The sequence below is a fragment of the Shewanella sp. ANA-3 genome, assembly GCF_000203935.1.
Lineage (GTDB): Bacteria > Pseudomonadota > Gammaproteobacteria > Enterobacterales > Shewanellaceae > Shewanella.
Window position 1 is genome coordinate 3,347,742 of the sequence record NC_008577.1, and the last position, 15,892, is coordinate 3,363,633.

Consider the following 15,892-nt stretch of genomic DNA (forward strand, 5'->3'; position numbering starts at 1 on the left):
CCAATCGGTGTTAACGCTCCAGTAATGCCTTGACGGGTTTGAAACTTTTACGATATTGGTCGAACACGCCGTGCTCGGCGATGGCGTCAAAATGCGCCTTAGTCGGATACCCCTTATGCTTAGCAAATCCATACTGGGGATAAGCGGCATCGAGGGCATCCATCTCCCGATCGCGGGTGACTTTGGCAATAATCGACGCCGCACTGATACTCGCAATCAGGCCATCACCTTTGACTATGCTATGACTGATCAGAGTCAGCCCCTGGTGCGTAAACGCTGGGCTGCGATTACCATCGACTAAAACTAACTCGGGCGCACGAGCAAGCCCAGCTACCGCACGCTGCATCGCAAGCATTGTGGCATGCAGGATATTCAGCTCATCGATTTCCAAAGGACTGGCCCTCCCCACATGATAACTCAAGGCTTTTTCACAAATCTCATCGAACAAGGCCTCGCGGCGCTTCTCGCTGAGCTTTTTAGAATCATTTAAGCCTGCAATGGGGCGATTAGGATCGAGGATTACCGCAGCCGTGACCACATCCCCTACCAGCGGGCCACGACCGACTTCATCCACGCCCGCCACTAAACCTGTAGAGAAGGTAGCGATATCGGCGTCGGTCAACGTCTTAAATACCGCCATTAGTTCACATCCTTAGCATCGACGAGCGCTAACACTGCCTCAGCCGCTTTTTGACTGGCATCACAGCGCAACATTTGGTGTAAACGCTCAAACTCGGCTTTGATTGGCGTAAAGTCACGATTCAGCTCAACGCCAACCGCTTCGGCAATCTTTTCTGGGGTGCAATCGTGCTGGATAAGCTCTGGCACCACATCTCGCCCCGCTAACAGATTCGGCAGCGAGAAACGGTTCACTTGCATCATGGTTTTCGCGATCTGATAGGTCAGCGGACTCACGCGATACGCCACCACCATAGGGCGTTTGATCAGCATGGCCTCAAGCGTTGCCGTGCCCGACGCCAGTAAAATGCCATCGGCAGCGGCCATCACTTCGCGGGATTTGCCTTCCACCATGTGGATTTCCAGATCCGGTGCATGCGCTTTTAATGCTTGCTCAAACTGCTCACGGCGCTTTTGATTCACTAAGGGCGTCACAAAGCGAATATCGGGAAATTGCTGCTTGATAAGTAGCGCAGCCTTCACAAAAGGCTCGGCCAATTGCTTTAATTCGCCACCGCGTGAGCCGGGTAAAATCGCGAGGTATTCGGCCTCAGGATCGAGTTCAAGCAACTGACGAGCGCTCGCCTTATCACTCTCTAACGGAATATCGTCAGCCAAGGTATGGCCAACAAAGGTACAAGGTACCTGATGCTTATCGTAAAAGGCCTTCTCAAAGGGCAATAACGACAGCACCATATTGGTGGCCTTAGCGATTTTAAAAATCCGCTTAGGGCGCCATGCCCATACCGAAGGGCTCACATAGTGAACGGTTTTAATCCCCTGCGCCTTTAACTTAAGCTCAAGACCGATATTAAAATCCGGTGCATCGATACCGATAAAACAATCGGGCTTAAGTTCGGTGATGGACTTAATTAGGGATGAGCGCACGTGGAGTAAGCGTGGCAGACGAGATAGCACTTCGACTATCCCCATCACGGCTAACTCTTCCATCGCGAACAGAGATTCGAAGCCTAGGGCTTCCATTCGAGGTCCACCAATACCGACAAAACGAGCGTTGGGGTGTGTTTTTTGCAGTGCGGCCATTAAACCTGCACCTAAAATATCGCCGGAGAGTTCTCCGGCGACCATTGCAAACACTAATTGAGATTTTTTGCTCATAAACCAATCATATCTGACAAGTGAATGGCACCGCAGCGCATCTCTGCCATGGCATTGTCTAAAGCAGAATATTACGAGCAGTGCCTATGAATGGCATAGTGTAGAGTCTAGGACTCTTAACGAATAATGCCGCGACCCGATGATTTAACAAACTCAATGAACGACTTAACTTGCTCATCGTTCTGCGCATCTTCGGCAAGCGCTTCAATCGCTTCATCAACAGTTAAACTACTGCGATATAAGGTTTTATAGGCACGGCGCACCGCTAATTGGCTCTCCTTAGAGAAACCACGGCGCTTCATACCTTCGCTGTTTAAGCCACGAGGAATAGCAGGTTGTCCCGCCGCCATCACAAAGGGTGGCACATCCTGTAGCAATAACGAACACCCCGCGGTAAAGGCGTGGGCACCGATATGCACAAACTGGTGAACCCCAGTCATACCACCGAGAATTGCCCAGTCACCCACATGCACATGGCCTGCGATAGAGGCATTGTTAGCCATAATCACGTTATTACCGACCACACAGTCATGGGCAATATGCACGTAGTTCATAAACAGGTTGTTAGAGCCGATACGGGTTTCGCTATTGTCTTGAACCGTACCACGGTGAATGGTCACATGTTCACGGATAACGTTGTTATCGCCAATAATGAGTCGAGTCGGCTCGCCAGCGTATTTCTTGTCTTGGCATTCTTCACCCACGGAGGCGAATTGGAAAATACGGTTGCCTTTACCGATAATGGTTGGCCCCTTCACTACTACGTGGGAGCTTAACCAACAATCGTCGCCAATCTCGACACCCGCGCCCACATAACTCCATGGACCTATGGTGACGTTTTTACCAATTTTTGCATCGGGATGCACAAACGCTAATGTATCTATCACTGATTAATCTCTCTGCGGGCACACATGATTTCAGCGGAACAAACCACTTCACCATCCACTTTGGCCTCACCATAGAAAACGCCAATCCCGCGGCGCTCTTTAATCATTTTGACTTCAAAATGGATTTGATCGCCGGGCTCAACCACACGTCTAAAACGCGCGTTATCGATACCAGCAAAATAGTACAACACACCAGGAGGCGGTACATCGTCACTCATGGTCTTAAACGCGAGCAGACCAGTGGCCTGCGCCATAGCTTCTAAAATCAGCACGCCGGGCATCACAGGCTGAACAGGGAAATGTCCCTGGAAAAAGGGTTCATTAATCGTCACGTTTTTAATCGCATGGAGACTCTCACCTGGGGTGTAATCTAAAACGCGATCGATTAATAAAAATGGATATCTATGGGGTAGATACTTAAGGATCTCCGTAATATCCATAGTGTTCATTTGATTAGACACGAACCTAGTTCCTCAAAATTGCCTTGGGGCAATTACTCTGGTGTATTTGCATTCTTTTCCAACGTTTTCACACGTTGGAACAGTTCATCCAATTGACGGAAGCGAACTGTATTTTTACGCCACACTCTGTTTTCCATTGCCACTGTCGCAGAAGAATACAAACCAGGCTCACGCATGTTACCTGTAACGTTTGTCGCGCCAGAAAGATGGACACCGTCGGCAATGGTTAAGTGGCCTGCAATCGCGCAGTTACCACCAATAATACAATGTTTACCAATAGTCACACTGCCTGCAATGGTCGTGCTGCCAGCGATCGCGGTATTTTCACCAATAATATCGTTATGGGCAACCTGTACTTGGTTGTCGATGATCACACCGTTGTGGATCTCGGTATGACCTAAAGCCCCACGGTCGATGGTTGAGTTCGCACCGATTTCGACGCGATCGCCAATACGTACACCACCAGTTTGTGGAATTTTAATCCATTGTCCACGCTCGTTGGCGTAACCGAAACCGTCGGAGCCAATAATGGCGCCGGAATGGATAATACAATCTTGGCCTAAATGGACATTATGATAGAGGGTCACATTGGCCCACAGACGAGTGTTAGAGCCTACGATGGAGTCTTGACCAATCACAGAGCCCGCACCAATCTGCACGTTTTCGCCGAGGATCACATTCGCGCCAATAACCACATTGGCACCAATCGCTACGCCTTCGCCTAACTGGGCAGAAGAGTCGATTTGTGCCGAAGGATGGATACCCACGGCCGCCTTGGGCGTGGTATCTAAAAACTGTGCCACACGGGCAAACCCCACATAGGGGTCTTTAACGACTAACGCAGTGCCTGAATAGTCCTGCGCGTCTTTAGCCGACAATAACACCGCGCTCGCTTGAGTTGACTCAAGCTGAGCACGGTATTTGCTGTTGGCTAAAAAAGAGATTTGACCCGATTGGGCATGTTCAAGTGTCGCAACGCTGTTGATCACTAACGTTTCATCACCTTGGACAACGCCATCTAATAACAGGCTTAGCTCTTTTAAAGTCACACTTTTCATTAATTACTTGCCTTTGCTTAAGGCTTCAACCACTTTGCCACTGATGTCAGCATTTGGCTTAACATAAATGACGGCACCGCGCTGTAAAACTAAATCGTATTTTTCTTTTTCAGCGATAGTGTTAATGGCTTTTTGAACCTTAACTAACAGTTTGTTTTGCTCTTCACCTTGGCGACGACGTAAGTCTTCATCCAACGCTTTACCTTTTAGCTGATATTCAGATTTTAACGCTTCCATTTTACGAACCAGCTCAGTTTTTTGCGTGTCATTCATTAACGCGCCGTCACGTTGCTGCTTCTCCATCAGAGAACGCATTTCTTCTTGCATTTTCTGAACTTCAGCCATGCGATCACCAAACTCTGATTTCAGAGATTGGGAGATTTGCTCACGTTGAGGTAACTGCTCAAACACAGCGCCCATATCAACAACAGCAATATTTTCTGCCTGCGCCGCTAAAGGTGCACCTAATAAAGCCAACGTCACCAGGGCACGGTTTACCATCTTGTTCAAAATAGACTCCTTGTTACCTTTGTTATATTCAGCAAAACCTGCCGAGTGTATGCCTTTTAAAAAGTTTTGCCAATATTGAACGAGAAGATCTCTGTTTGATCGCCTTCGTATTCTTTAATCGGCCATGCCAAGCTGAATACCATGGGTCCCATAGGAGACAGCCACTGTAAGCTTACCCCCCAAGAGGCTCTGATACGACCTGGGTCACTGTAGTCCTGCAACTTATCAAACTCTTCCGCTGGCAACGTTTGATACTTAGCGAAATCAAACTCAGTATCCCATACGTTACCCGCATCGACGAAGAAGCTGGTACGAACAGAGTTAGTGTAGGCCTCATCCAAGAATGGCGTTGGCACAATCAGCTCCATACTGGCGGTTGCAATCGCGTTACCACCGATTGAACGACCAGAACTGACCTGAATACTGTTAGGATCGCCCGGTAAGCTACAACCGTCACCCGATGGATCCGGCGCACATGGCTCACTACCACGGAAGAGATAGAATGAACGAGGACCGACCGAGTTAGACTTAAAGCCACGTAGTGAGGTACTACCGCCCGAGTAATAGTTTTCCCAGAATGGCAGGATTTGGTCATTATCATTAAATTGACCGTAACCGTTGCCATAACCTAAACGACCACGCGCTAACAGCACAAAACTGTGGCTACGAGTTATAGGGAAATAATAGTTAGTATCGAAGTCAGTCTTAAAGTACTGCAGATCCGAGCCAGGTACAGTCATCTTACCGCTTAAACGCTGTGACGAACCGTCTGTTGGGAAGGTGCCACGGTTTAAGGTGCTGCGGTACCAGCCTAAGCTGAGCTCGAAATTGTCGAAGCTTAAATCGGCATTCGGGTCATCGTCACGGTAGATATTGTAGAAACGCAGCGCCTGTTCGTAGGCAGAGATTTCTGAAATCGTGTTATGACGATAGCCAATACCACCGTTGATACGGTTGTATTCGTTAATTGGGAAGCCAGAGTTTAATGCCACACCGTAGGAGCTGTTCTTATAACGCTCAAGGTTAGCCTCATTCGCATCAAACTCGTTCCAGTAAACGCTGCCACCTAAGCTCACACCATCTTTGGTCCAATAAGGATCGGTGTAAGACAAGTTAACGTTTTTAGAATACTTGTTGGTGCTTAAACTCACGCCCGCTTGGTTACCCGTACCGAGGAAGTTATTTTGCTGCACACCAAACTGCAGACTTAAGCCTGATTCAGTACCATAACCCACACCGGCGTTAAATGAGCCCGATGGCTGCTCTTTAACCTTCACGGCCACATCGACTAAATCGTCGGTACCCGGCACTTGAATGGTTTCGGTATCAACGGTTTCGAAGAAGCCTAAGCGGTTTAGACGGGCTTTTGATTGCTCAACCTGCGCCGAGTTTAACCAAGCACCTTCCATCTGACGCAGCTCGCGGCGCATCACTTCGTCTTTAGTCACTGTGTTACCGGTGAAGTTAACCGAACGGACATACACACGTTTACCCGGTTTGATATTGATGTTTAAGGTCACTTCCTTAGTTTTATCATCAATTTCAGGGTAGGTTTTCACTTCAGGATACGCGTAACCGAAACGACCTAAGTATTTGCTGTACATCTCTTCGGTGAAGGTCACATCACCGCCGTTGTACATATCGCCAGCCTTAATTGGCAGAATCGATTTCATTAACTCTTCGCGGCCCATTAAGTCGCCGGTGAGGTTAACGTCTTTAACCTTGTACTTCTCACCTTCGTTGACGTTGATGGTGATATACAAACCTTTACGGTCAGGCGTCATCGCCACTTGAGTCGAGGTGACTTCAAAGCGAATATAACCCTTGTTGTGGTAATAGGTTTTAATGGTTTCAAGGTCAGCTTGCAGCTTTTGCTTCTGGTAGCGACGCTCACCAAACAGATCCCACCAGGCCACGTAGTCTTTGAGTTCTAACATGCCGATAAGCTCAGCATCGGTGAACTCTTTGTTGCCAACCACGTTAATTTGGCGAATTTCAGCCGCTAAACCTTCGGTGAACTTGAATTTGAGTTCGACGCGGTTACGGGGCAAGTTAATCACCTGCGCTTCGACTTTCGCACCGTATTTACCCACACCGTAGTAGAAGTCTTGTAACCCCTTCTCGATGCCCGTCAGCATAGTACGGTCTAAGGACTCGCCGACTTTCACGCCTGAGCCGTCCAGACTTTCCTGTAACTGCTCATCTTTAATGTCTTTGTTGCCTTCAAAGGTCACGGCGCTGATCGTTGGTCGCTCAGTGACTTTAACAATCAACACGCCGCCATCATGACTGACTGAGATGTTCTCAAAGTTAGTCGATGCATACAGGCTTTTAATGGCTTGTTGAATTTTTAACTGGTCAACAGTGTCACCCACTTTCACAGGTAAGCTTAACAAGGCAGCACCCAGTGCGACTCGCTGCAAACCTTCAACTTGGATGTCGGTCACTTCAAAGGGTTGGAACGTATCCGCCAACACAGTCCCTGAAAACGACGCACCGACGAATAACATCGAGGCAAAAAGTTTATTCAATCTCATAGAGCACTTCTAATTATTAGTCTGTCCTTGCTCAGAGTCGGGCAAAGTCATTGAAGAGCGCGATGCTCATCAACATCAGCAGCAATGCTGCCCCAAATCTGAATCCTATTTCCTGTACCTTTTCAGACACAGGTTTACCAGTGATTACCTCAACGAAGTAATACAGCAGGTGTCCCCCATCGAGCACAGGCAATGGCAGCAGGTTAATGATGCCTAAATTGACACTGATAAGCGCGAGGAAACCGAGAAAGTAAACCAAGCCATAGTTTGCACTATTGCCCGCACCCTGTGCGATTGAGATAGGTCCACTTAAGTTTTTCACTGACACATCGCCAGTAAATAATTTGCCAATCATCTTAAAGCTCACAGCAACAAGTTGCCATGTTTTATCGGCTGCGATAGCAAAAGATTCGATTGGGCCATATTCAAGTTGCAGGCGCATATTCTCAGGCCACTGTGCCTGAGCGGGGCTCACCCCAAGCACGCCTACCTCTTTACCATCACTATTTTTAACACTCGCAGGTGTCACTGAGATGGCAAACTGCTCGCCATTACGGCGTACAGTTAACTCCACTGGCACATTGGCAGAATGTTGAATAATGTCAACAAAAGCTTGCCAATCGGTGTAATTTTGGCCATTGATGGCAACCAAGGTATCACCGACTTTCAGGTCACTCTTAGCCGCCGCACTGCCTTCGCTGATGAGCGCAATTTGTGGCTCAATCGCAGGGCGATACACGCCCAGCCCCAGCGCCGTAATCGGCGACTCTTTTTCTGGGTCGAAACGCCACTCACGGGTATCAAGGGTGTAGGTGCGAGCCGTAGTGTCTAAACCCTGCAAGCCATTTAGCGGCGCGAGGGAGACGGTTAAGCTGTCATCGCCTATATGGCCCACAAGCGCTAAATTCACTTCTTCCCAATTGCGTACTGGCTGGCCTGAAATCGCCGTCACTTGCATCGGCTCACTCACTTGGATTTGCGCCGCTGCCGTGCCAGGTGTGGTTGAGGTAATCACAGGCTTAAGCGATGGCACGCCAATTAAGTACATAAAATACAGCGCGATAATCGCAAAGATAAAGTTTGCAATCGGCCCTGCGGCCACAATCGCAATCCGTTGCCATACCGTTTTACGGTTAAAGGCTTGGTCCTTTAACTCATCGGGTACGTCTTCTACTCGCTCATCGAGCATTTTGACATAGCCGCCTAACGGGATCATGGCGATGACGTATTCAGTGCCATCTTGACCCACTTTGCGCCAAATCGCCTTACCAAAACCAATAGAGAAACGTTCAACCTTCACGCCACAGCGGCGTGCAACATAGAAATGGCCGTATTCGTGGGCGGTGATAAGCAGCCCAAGCGCAACGATAAACGAACCTAAGTTCCACAAAAAATCTAACATTCCACTCCTTATGTCATCGTCAAATCCGCTTATCCCTAACCCAATGAGGGATTAAGCAAATTTCGCTAACTGTTCGCGGGCATAAATCCGCGTTTGTGCATCCAGGGCGATAATATCATCGATGCTGGTCATCGCCCGTTTAGGCACAGAGGATAAACAGGCTTCATTCACCTTGGCGATATGGGTAAAACCAATCTGCCCCTGTAAAAATGCCTCAACGGCGATTTCATTGGCGGCATTGAGTACCGTAGTCGCTTCTTGACCTTGGGCACAAGCGGCGATCGCTAACGCCAAACAGGGGAAGCGATTAAAGTCTGGCTCACAAAAGCTTAACTGTCCGACTTTGAAAAAATCCAAAGGTTCAACGCCAGAGCGAATTCTTTGTGGATAGGACATACAATGTGCAATCGGTGTACGCATATCCGGGTTACCCATTTGCGCGATCACGCTACCATCCCGGTATTGCACCATCGAATGGATAACACTCTGCGGATGGATAACCACCTTTAATTGGTCTTTCTGAGTATTAAACAACCAACGAGCTTCAATAAACTCCAAGCCTTTATTCATCATAGTGGCGGAGTCGACTGAAATTTTCGGGCCCATCGACCAGTTTGGATGTTTACAGGCCTGCGCTGGCGTCATAGACGCAAGGCTGGCAAGCTCAGCGGTTAAAAAGGGGCCGCCAGAGCCTGTCAGTAAAATATGTGAAATGCCCGATGCGGCTAAATCACAGCGGCCTAAATTAGCCTGCACCTCTTCGGGTAAGCATTGGAAAATTGCATTGTGCTCACTATCGACCGGCAACAAAGTAGCGCCCGATGCTTTCGTGGCCTCAATAAAGAGTTCACCTGACATCACCAAGGCCTCTTTATTGGCAAGTAATACTCGCTTACCCGCTTTGACAGCGGCTAAGGTGGGCACTAACCCCGCTGCGCCGACGATAGCGGCCATCACAGTATCCACTTCGGTGGCTGTGACTAAGGCGATGAGTTCATCCTCGCCACTTGTGACTTGGATATTAAGCTCAGGGGGAAGCTTAGCTTGTAGCGCTAATGCGGCCTGACTATCGACCATATGGGCGACTTGGGGGCGATGGGTCACACACAGGGCGAGCATCTTATCGACACTCGCATTCGCCACTAAAGCGTAAACACGATAAGCATCGGGATTAGCCGAAATTACACTTAAAGTGCTGGCACCAATCGACCCGGTTGCGCCCAAAATCACCATATTTTGCATAGCGTTACATCCAAAATGCAATGTAGATTAAGGTAAACACCGGCAGGGCCGCAGTGAGGCTGTCGATGCGATCGAGCACGCCACCATGCCCAGGCAGAATCGTGCCCGAGTCTTTGATACAGGCGGCACGCTTAAACATACTCTCGGATAAATCGCCAAGCGCCGAAATCAGCGCCACGAAAATAGTGACCGCGACCACTAAACCTAATTCCTGCTCAGGCGAAATATACATAACACCCGCGACCACAATCAGTGTCGTCATCAGGCCGCCCAGTAACCCTTCTAAGGTTTTAGCAGGGCTCACCGCAGGCATCAGCTTGGTCTTGCCAACCGCTTTACCGACAAAATACGCGCCCGAATCCGCTGCCCAAACAATCAGCATCACCAGTAATACCAATGACGCGCCATAGTATGGCGATATTTGCGAGCTAATGGATTTGAGTGCAATCAGCGCCACAAAACAAGGCACTAAAGTGAGTTGTCCAAACATGGACTTTAGCATCGGGTTCTTTTGCCAGAGTTTGGCGCTCTTAGGGTAAGTCACCACTAACAGCAGCGACGCTATCCACCACAGTGCACCGATGGCCATCACGGCAAGATAGATAGGATGAATTTGTCCCCTAAGCCAAATGGTGTCGGCGGGAACAATTAAATTCAACGCGATTAGTAAAATACCGACGGTGCAAGTAAAACTCCATTGAGTCACATCACATTGACTATCGATGATCCTGCCCCACTCCTTAGCGGCGATCAGAAACACGGCCACTAAGGCCCAAGCAAAGTACTCTACGGGGAGTAAAAAGATCGCTCCCAAAACTAATGGAATTAACCAAATTGCTGTTATTATACGTTGTTTTAGCAAAAAAAATCCCTCATGACGTTTTACAATGCGCGCATCTCATCAATTTGACTTCCGGTCAAACCAAAACGGCGCTGGCGACTGGCAAAAGTGGCAATCGCTTCATGAAAAGCCTGTTCATCGAAATCAGGCCAAAGGGTGTCCATAAACACCAATTCAGCATAGGCAGCCTGCCAGAGCACAAAATTGCTGATCCGGTAATCCCCACCCGTACGGATCATTAAATCAACTTCACTCTGATTTTGCATGCACAAATGTTCACTCAAGGCTTCTTCGGTGAACTGACTGCTGGTCATTTCGCCATTTTCCACCTTTTCAGCTAACTTTTGCGCAGCTTGCAGTATGTCCCAACGGCCACCGTAATTGGCCGCTACATTCAATATCAATCCACTGTTGCCTGCGGTTTTTTCTTCTGCGGCACGAATTTGTTTTTGTAAACGTGCAGAAAAACGGCTGATATCGCCGATGATATTCAATCTGACTTGGTTCTTATCGAGTAACTTAATTTCCCGTTGTAACACGGTAAAAAACAATTCCATCAGCAAGCTGACTTCTTTATCGGGTCTACGCCAATTCTCGCTGGAAAACGCAAATAGCGTCAGCGATTGTATCCCTAACTGACTGGCCGCACTCACCGCACGTCTCACCGCCTTTACGCCGGCTTTATGTCCCATCACTCGTGGTTTGCCCTGGGTTTGGGCCCAACGTCCATTACCATCCATAATAATCGCAACATGTTTAGGTAATGACTGTTTTACGAGTTCGGGTAATACCTCCGGTAAGCTTGTCTGAGCACAAGCATCCTGCTCAGTCGACCTAGATTGCGGATCAAATTCCACTGTGGATGACATCTATTACAACCCTTTAAAATAGACAAACGCCGTGTAGTATACCCCTACACGGCGTAGCAACTCTAGCTTATAGCGCCTGAGATTAGACTTCCATCAACTCAATTTCTTTGGCCGCTAAAATCTCATCGACCTTCTTAATGTGAGCATCGGTGAACTTTTGCACTTCGTCTTCAAAGCGGCGAACATCGTCTTCAGTACATTCTTTGGCTTTTTCGAGCTTCTTCACTTCAGAAATCGCGTCACGGCGTACGTTACGAATCGCCACACGGCCGCCTTCGGCTTCTGCACGAACCACTTTGATGAAGTCTTTACGACGTTCTTCAGTCAGTGCGGGTAATGGAATACGTAAGGTTGCGCCCGCTGACATTGGGTTTAAGCCAAGGTCAGAGCTCATAATTGCTTTCTCAACCGCTTGGATTGCACTACGGTCGAACACAGTCACAGACAGGGTGCGCGCATCTTCAATCCCCACGTTAGCCACTTGGTTCAGCGGGGTCATAGTGCCGTAGTAAGACACTTGGATAGAGTCCAGTAAGCTTGGGTGTGCACGACCAGTACGTACTTTCGCCATTTGGTTCTTAGTCGCTTCTACGCATTTACCCATGCGCTCTTGAGCATCTTTTTTAATATCTGCAATCACGTTAAATGTCCTTCTTGGTCATTAAAAACTTATTTCGCTTTGATCAATGTGCCTTCTTCTTCACCCATGACCACGCGGCGCAGTGCACCTGGTTTGTTCATGTTGAATACTAGGATTGGCATGTCATGATCACGCGCCATCGTAAAGGCTGCTAAGTCCATTACTTTTAATTCTTTGTCCAGTACTTCAGTGTACGATAATTCATCGTACTTCACTGCTTCTGGATTTTTCATCGGGTCGTCAGAATAAACGCCGTCAACTTTAGTGCCTTTTAGCACGACTTCTGCTTCGATTTCAATGCCGCGTAAGCAAGCCGCAGAATCGGTAGTGCAGAATGGGTTACCAGTACCCGCAGCAAAAATCACTACACGGCCTGATTTTAATAAGCTGATAGCCTCAGCCCAATTGTAGTCGTCACACACCCCTTTTAACGGGATTGCCGACATCAGACGAGCATTAACATAGGCACGGTGCAGGGCATCACGCATGGCCAAGCCGTTCATAACCGTTGCCAGCATACCCATGTGATCGCCCACCACACGGTTCATGCCAGCTTTTGCTAGGCCTTCACCGCGAAATAGATTACCACCACCAATGACCACCCCCACCTGAATGCCTAACTCTACCAGCTCTTTCACTTCTTGAGCCATGCGATCTAACACTTTAGGGTCGATGCCGAAGCCTTCGTCGCCCATCAGTGCCTCGCCACTTAATTTTAGAAGAATGCGTCTAAATGCAGGTTTTGGATTGGTGCTCATAATTTTTATATCCTGGTCATAACAAGACCGCAGCCATTGCTGCGGTCTTGGGGGTATTTAGCGTTGGCGATTAAGCCTTTTTAGAAGCGGCGATTTGAGCAGCAACTTCAGCTGCGAAATCTTCTTCTTTCTTCTCAATACCTTCACCCACTTCTAAACGAATGAAGTTAGTGACTTTAGCGCCTTTCTCTTTCAAGAATTCGCCAACAGTTTTCTTTGGTTCCATGATGTAAGCTTGACCAGTCAGAGAGATCTCACCGGTGAACTTCTTCATACGACCAACAACCATTTTCTCTGCGATTTCAGCAGGCTTGCCTTCATTCATAGAGATTTCGATTTGCAGAGCTTGTTCACGAGCGACTACGTCAGCTGGAACGTCTTCTGGGTTAACGTATTCTGGCTTAGAAGCAGCAACGTGCATTGCTAGGTGCTTCAGAGTTTCCTCATCCGCTTCACCAGTTACTACAACACCAATACGCTCACCGTGACGGTAAGAAGCTAATTGAGTGCCGTCGATGTACTCAACGCGACGAACGTTGATGTTTTCACCGATTTTAGCAACCAGAGCAACACGGGCTTCTTCGAATTGGGCTTTTAAGTCTTCTAAAGACACTTTAGACGCTGCAGCAACGTCTAAAACAGCGTTAGCAAAACCTAAGAAGTTCGCATCTTTAGCAACGAAGTCAGTTTGGCAGTTTACTTCTAACAGTACTGCGAAACCTTCACCGTTTTTGATCAGGATAGTACCGTCAGCAGCGATGTTACCTGCTTTCTTAGCAGCTTTAGCAGCACCAGACTTACGCATGTTGTCAATTGCTAACTCCATGTCGCCGTTGGTTTCTTCTAACGCTTTTTTACAATCCATCATGCCTGCGCCAGTACGCTCGCGCAGTTCTTTAACTTGGGCAGCAGAAATTGCCATTGTTAAATCCTCTCTAAAAATTCGACTAATTTGCAGATATAAAACAGGGGCCGAATGGCCCCTGTTAACCAATCAAAATCTTGGTTAATAAGGGTGATGAGACTCATCCCGCCTTATTATTATTCGGCTTCTACGAAACCGTCTTGCTCAGCTTGAACAGCTAAATCTTGACCACGGCCAGCGTTAGCAGCTGCAGCAACAGAAGTAGTGTACAGGCGAATAGCGCGCATTGCGTCGTCGTTACCAGGAACGATGTAGTTAACACCGTCTGGAGCAGAGTTAGTATCAACAACTGCAACAACAGGGATACCCAGGTTGTTAGCTTCTTTAATAGCGATATGCTCGTGGTCAGCGCCGATAACGAATAATACGTCTGGCAGGCCGCCCATGTTCTTAATACCGCCTAAAGATTTTTCCAGCTTTTCAAGCTCACGAGTACGCATCAGCGCTTCTTTCTTGGTCAGCTTGTCGAAAGTACCGTCTACTGATTGGCTTTCCAGTTCTTTCAGACGTTTGATTGACTGACGAACGGTTTTCCAGTTAGTCAGCATACCGCCTAACCAGCGGTGATCAACGTAGTACTGATCGCAAGAAATAGCAGCTTCTTTGATCGCTTCGCCAGCAGCACGTTTAGTACCAACGAATAATACTTTACCTTTCTTTGAAGCAACGTTGCTGATGAAAGCCAGTGCTTCATTGAACATTGGCACAGTATGCTCTAGGTTGATGATGTGAACGCCGTTGCGAGCACCGAAAATGAATGGCTTCATTTTTGGGTTCCAGTAACGGGTTTGGTGACCGAAGTGGACACCGGCCTGGAGCATATCGCGCATTGAAACTGTAGTCATTTCTATTACCTTAAAATTTAGGGGGTTAGACCTCCACGTATCCCATGTCTTCGACCCCGCAGTTAACAGCTGAGGGCACCCCGAAGAATGTGTCGACACGTGTGTGATTTAGTATTTAGATAAATTGCCATGTATAATGGCCGCCATCTTTAGTCTTGCCTTGGATTAAGATAAGCAAAAGCTAACCTTAAACAACCTGCAAGACTTAAACATAACGGCGCGCTTTATACCATAAATAGCCCTAAAGCACAAATTTTTGCATCGGGTGGATGGCGCCAATAGACATCGAAGACACAAGAGAAAACGCAATGAGTATAGTCATTAAGACAGCAGAAGAAATCGAGAAAATGCGCGCAGCAGGTAAGCTGGCCGCACAAGTATTAGAAATGATCGCCCCCTATGTTAAGGCCGGCGTGAGCACTAATGAACTCAACGATATCTGCGCCAAATATACCGAAGAGCAAGGCGCGATTTCTGCCCCGCTCAACTACCATGGTTTTCCTAAGTCGATTTGTACTTCGCTAAACAACGTGATTTGCCATGGTATTCCGAGCGACCGCGTTCTCGAGGATGGCGATATTCTCAATATCGATATCACAGTCATCAAAGACGGTTACCACGGTGATACCTCTAAAATGTTCTTAATCGGTGAAGTCAGCCCTAAGGACAAGCGCCTGTGCCGTATCGCGCAGGAGAGTTTATACCTCGCCATTCGTAAGGTTCGCCCGGGGTTAAAACTGGGTGAAATCGGCAATACTATCGAAAAATTCATCAAAGCCAGCAAAACAGGCCTTGAGAAATATTCCATCGTGCAAGATTATTGTGGTCACGGTATTGGTGCCGGTTTCCATGAAGAGCCGCAAGTCATGCACTACCGTAATGGCGATAACACCATTTTACGCCCTGGCATGTGTTTTACCATTGAGCCGATGATCAACGCCGGTCGCCACACCACAGTGTTAGACCGTGACGATAAGTGGACTGTCACCACCTCCGATGGTAAAAACTCAGCCCAATGGGAACACACATTATTAGTGACCGAAACCGGTGTAGAAGTCCTGACTCTGCGTGATGAGGAAGACTTCCCGCGTATCATTAATCACTAAGCGACATACTTAGT

The 15,892-nt window shown here is 48.0% G+C and carries 16 protein-coding genes; 1 reads left to right on the forward strand and 15 read right to left on the reverse strand.

All coding sequences use genetic code 11. The features are described from left to right. Window positions 1-10: 10 nt before the first annotated feature. The 15 genes from rnhB to rpsB all read right to left on the reverse strand — a co-directional run bounded on the left by rnhB (window position 11) and on the right by rpsB (window position 14,772). Window positions 11-640 (reverse strand): ribonuclease HII, encoded by a 630-nt coding sequence (gene rnhB, locus SHEWANA3_RS14725; protein WP_011717680.1) that lies wholly within the window; start codon window positions 638-640, stop codon window positions 11-13. Continuing rightward, window positions 640-1,797: a lipid-A-disaccharide synthase gene (lpxB, locus tag SHEWANA3_RS14730; protein ID WP_011717681.1), complete on the reverse strand. Its 1,158-nt coding sequence runs from the start codon at window positions 1,795-1,797 to the stop codon at window positions 640-642. The genes rnhB and lpxB overlap by 1 nt, the downstream gene beginning before the upstream one ends. A gap of 116 nt (window positions 1,798-1,913) precedes the next feature. Beyond that, window positions 1,914-2,684, reverse strand: coding sequence for an acyl-ACP--UDP-N-acetylglucosamine O-acyltransferase (lpxA, locus tag SHEWANA3_RS14735; RefSeq protein WP_011717682.1), 771 nt, complete (start codon window positions 2,682-2,684; stop codon window positions 1,914-1,916). Then, window positions 2,681-3,145, reverse strand: a complete 465-nt coding sequence (gene fabZ / locus SHEWANA3_RS14740; RefSeq protein ID WP_041412686.1) for a 3-hydroxyacyl-ACP dehydratase FabZ — start codon at window positions 3,143-3,145, stop codon at window positions 2,681-2,683. The genes lpxA and fabZ overlap by 4 nt, the downstream gene beginning before the upstream one ends. 32 nt (window positions 3,146-3,177) lie before the next feature. Further along, on the reverse strand, window positions 3,178-4,203 hold the full coding sequence (lpxD, locus tag SHEWANA3_RS14745; RefSeq protein WP_011717684.1) for a UDP-3-O-(3-hydroxymyristoyl)glucosamine N-acyltransferase: 1,026 nt from the start codon (window positions 4,201-4,203) through the stop codon (window positions 3,178-3,180). Between the two features lie 3 nt (window positions 4,204-4,206). Further along, window positions 4,207-4,704, reverse strand: coding sequence for an OmpH family outer membrane protein (locus SHEWANA3_RS14750; protein WP_011623384.1), 498 nt, complete (start codon window positions 4,702-4,704; stop codon window positions 4,207-4,209). A gap of 65 nt (window positions 4,705-4,769) precedes the next feature. Then, window positions 4,770-7,250 carry an outer membrane protein assembly factor BamA gene (bamA, locus tag SHEWANA3_RS14755; protein ID WP_011717685.1) on the reverse strand — a complete coding sequence of 827 codons (2,481 nt, stop codon included), beginning with the start codon at window positions 7,248-7,250 and terminating at the stop codon, window positions 4,770-4,772. 31 nt (window positions 7,251-7,281) lie between these two features. After that, window positions 7,282-8,652 (reverse strand): sigma E protease regulator RseP, encoded by a 1,371-nt coding sequence (gene rseP, locus SHEWANA3_RS14760; RefSeq protein WP_011717686.1) that lies wholly within the window; start codon window positions 8,650-8,652, stop codon window positions 7,282-7,284. A gap of 51 nt (window positions 8,653-8,703) precedes the next feature. Next, window positions 8,704-9,894, reverse strand: a complete 1,191-nt coding sequence (ispC, locus tag SHEWANA3_RS14765) for a 1-deoxy-D-xylulose-5-phosphate reductoisomerase (RefSeq protein ID WP_011717687.1) — start codon at window positions 9,892-9,894, stop codon at window positions 8,704-8,706. Between the two features lie 4 nt (window positions 9,895-9,898). After that, window positions 9,899-10,756, reverse strand: coding sequence for a phosphatidate cytidylyltransferase (locus SHEWANA3_RS14770; protein ID WP_011717688.1), 858 nt, complete (start codon window positions 10,754-10,756; stop codon window positions 9,899-9,901). 20 nt (window positions 10,757-10,776) lie between these two features. Continuing rightward, a complete protein-coding gene (gene uppS, locus SHEWANA3_RS14775) occupies window positions 10,777-11,604 on the reverse strand; it encodes a polyprenyl diphosphate synthase (protein ID WP_011623389.1) in 828 nt (275 codons plus the stop codon). Between the two features lie 82 nt (window positions 11,605-11,686). Beyond that, the gene (frr, locus tag SHEWANA3_RS14780) at window positions 11,687-12,244 is read right to left on the reverse strand and encodes a ribosome recycling factor (protein ID WP_011717689.1); all 558 of its coding nucleotides are present in this window, start codon (window positions 12,242-12,244) and stop codon (window positions 11,687-11,689) included. Between the two features lie 29 nt (window positions 12,245-12,273). Further along, window positions 12,274-13,002: a UMP kinase gene (pyrH, locus tag SHEWANA3_RS14785; protein ID WP_011717690.1), complete on the reverse strand. Its 729-nt coding sequence runs from the start codon at window positions 13,000-13,002 to the stop codon at window positions 12,274-12,276. Between the two features lie 70 nt (window positions 13,003-13,072). Then, a complete protein-coding gene (tsf, locus tag SHEWANA3_RS14790) occupies window positions 13,073-13,924 on the reverse strand; it encodes a translation elongation factor Ts (protein ID WP_011623392.1) in 852 nt (283 codons plus the stop codon). Window positions 13,925-14,043: 119 nt separating this feature from the next. After that, window positions 14,044-14,772 (reverse strand): 30S ribosomal protein S2, encoded by a 729-nt coding sequence (gene rpsB, locus SHEWANA3_RS14795; protein ID WP_011071784.1) that lies wholly within the window; start codon window positions 14,770-14,772, stop codon window positions 14,044-14,046. 308 nt (window positions 14,773-15,080) lie between these two features. On the opposite strand from rpsB, the gene map reads away from it, so the two are divergent. Beyond that, window positions 15,081-15,878, forward strand: a complete 798-nt coding sequence (gene map / locus SHEWANA3_RS14800; protein ID WP_041412688.1) for a type I methionyl aminopeptidase — start codon at window positions 15,081-15,083, stop codon at window positions 15,876-15,878. The last annotated feature ends 14 nt before the right edge of the window (window positions 15,879-15,892 follow it).

Excerpts from the sequence above, each read along its gene's own strand:
- rnhB (WP_011717680.1), bottom strand. The coding sequence starts at position 640 with ATGGCGGTATTTAAGACGTTGACCGACGCCGATATCGCTACCTTCTCT.
- lpxB (WP_011717681.1), bottom strand. The coding sequence starts at position 1,797 with ATGAGCAAAAAATCTCAATTAGTGTTTGCAATGGTCGCCGGAGAACTC.
- lpxD (WP_011717684.1), bottom strand. The coding sequence starts at position 4,203 with ATGAAAAGTGTGACTTTAAAAGAGCTAAGCCTGTTATTAGATGGCGTT.
- SHEWANA3_RS14750 (WP_011623384.1), bottom strand. The coding sequence starts at position 4,704 with ATGGTAAACCGTGCCCTGGTGACGTTGGCTTTATTAGGTGCACCTTTA.
- bamA (WP_011717685.1), bottom strand. The coding sequence starts at position 7,250 with ATGAGATTGAATAAACTTTTTGCCTCGATGTTATTCGTCGGTGCGTCG.
- rseP (WP_011717686.1), bottom strand. The coding sequence starts at position 8,652 with ATGTTAGATTTTTTGTGGAACTTAGGTTCGTTTATCGTTGCGCTTGGG.
- ispC (WP_011717687.1), bottom strand. The coding sequence starts at position 9,894 with ATGCAAAATATGGTGATTTTGGGCGCAACCGGGTCGATTGGTGCCAGC.
- uppS (WP_011623389.1), bottom strand. The coding sequence starts at position 11,604 with ATGTCATCCACAGTGGAATTTGATCCGCAATCTAGGTCGACTGAGCAG.
- pyrH (WP_011717690.1), bottom strand. The coding sequence starts at position 13,002 with ATGAGCACCAATCCAAAACCTGCATTTAGACGCATTCTTCTAAAATTA.
- tsf (WP_011623392.1), bottom strand. The coding sequence starts at position 13,924 with ATGGCAATTTCTGCTGCCCAAGTTAAAGAACTGCGCGAGCGTACTGGC.
- rpsB (WP_011071784.1), bottom strand. The coding sequence starts at position 14,772 with ATGACTACAGTTTCAATGCGCGATATGCTCCAGGCCGGTGTCCACTTC.
- map (WP_041412688.1), top strand. The coding sequence starts at position 15,081 with ATGAGTATAGTCATTAAGACAGCAGAAGAAATCGAGAAAATGCGCGCA.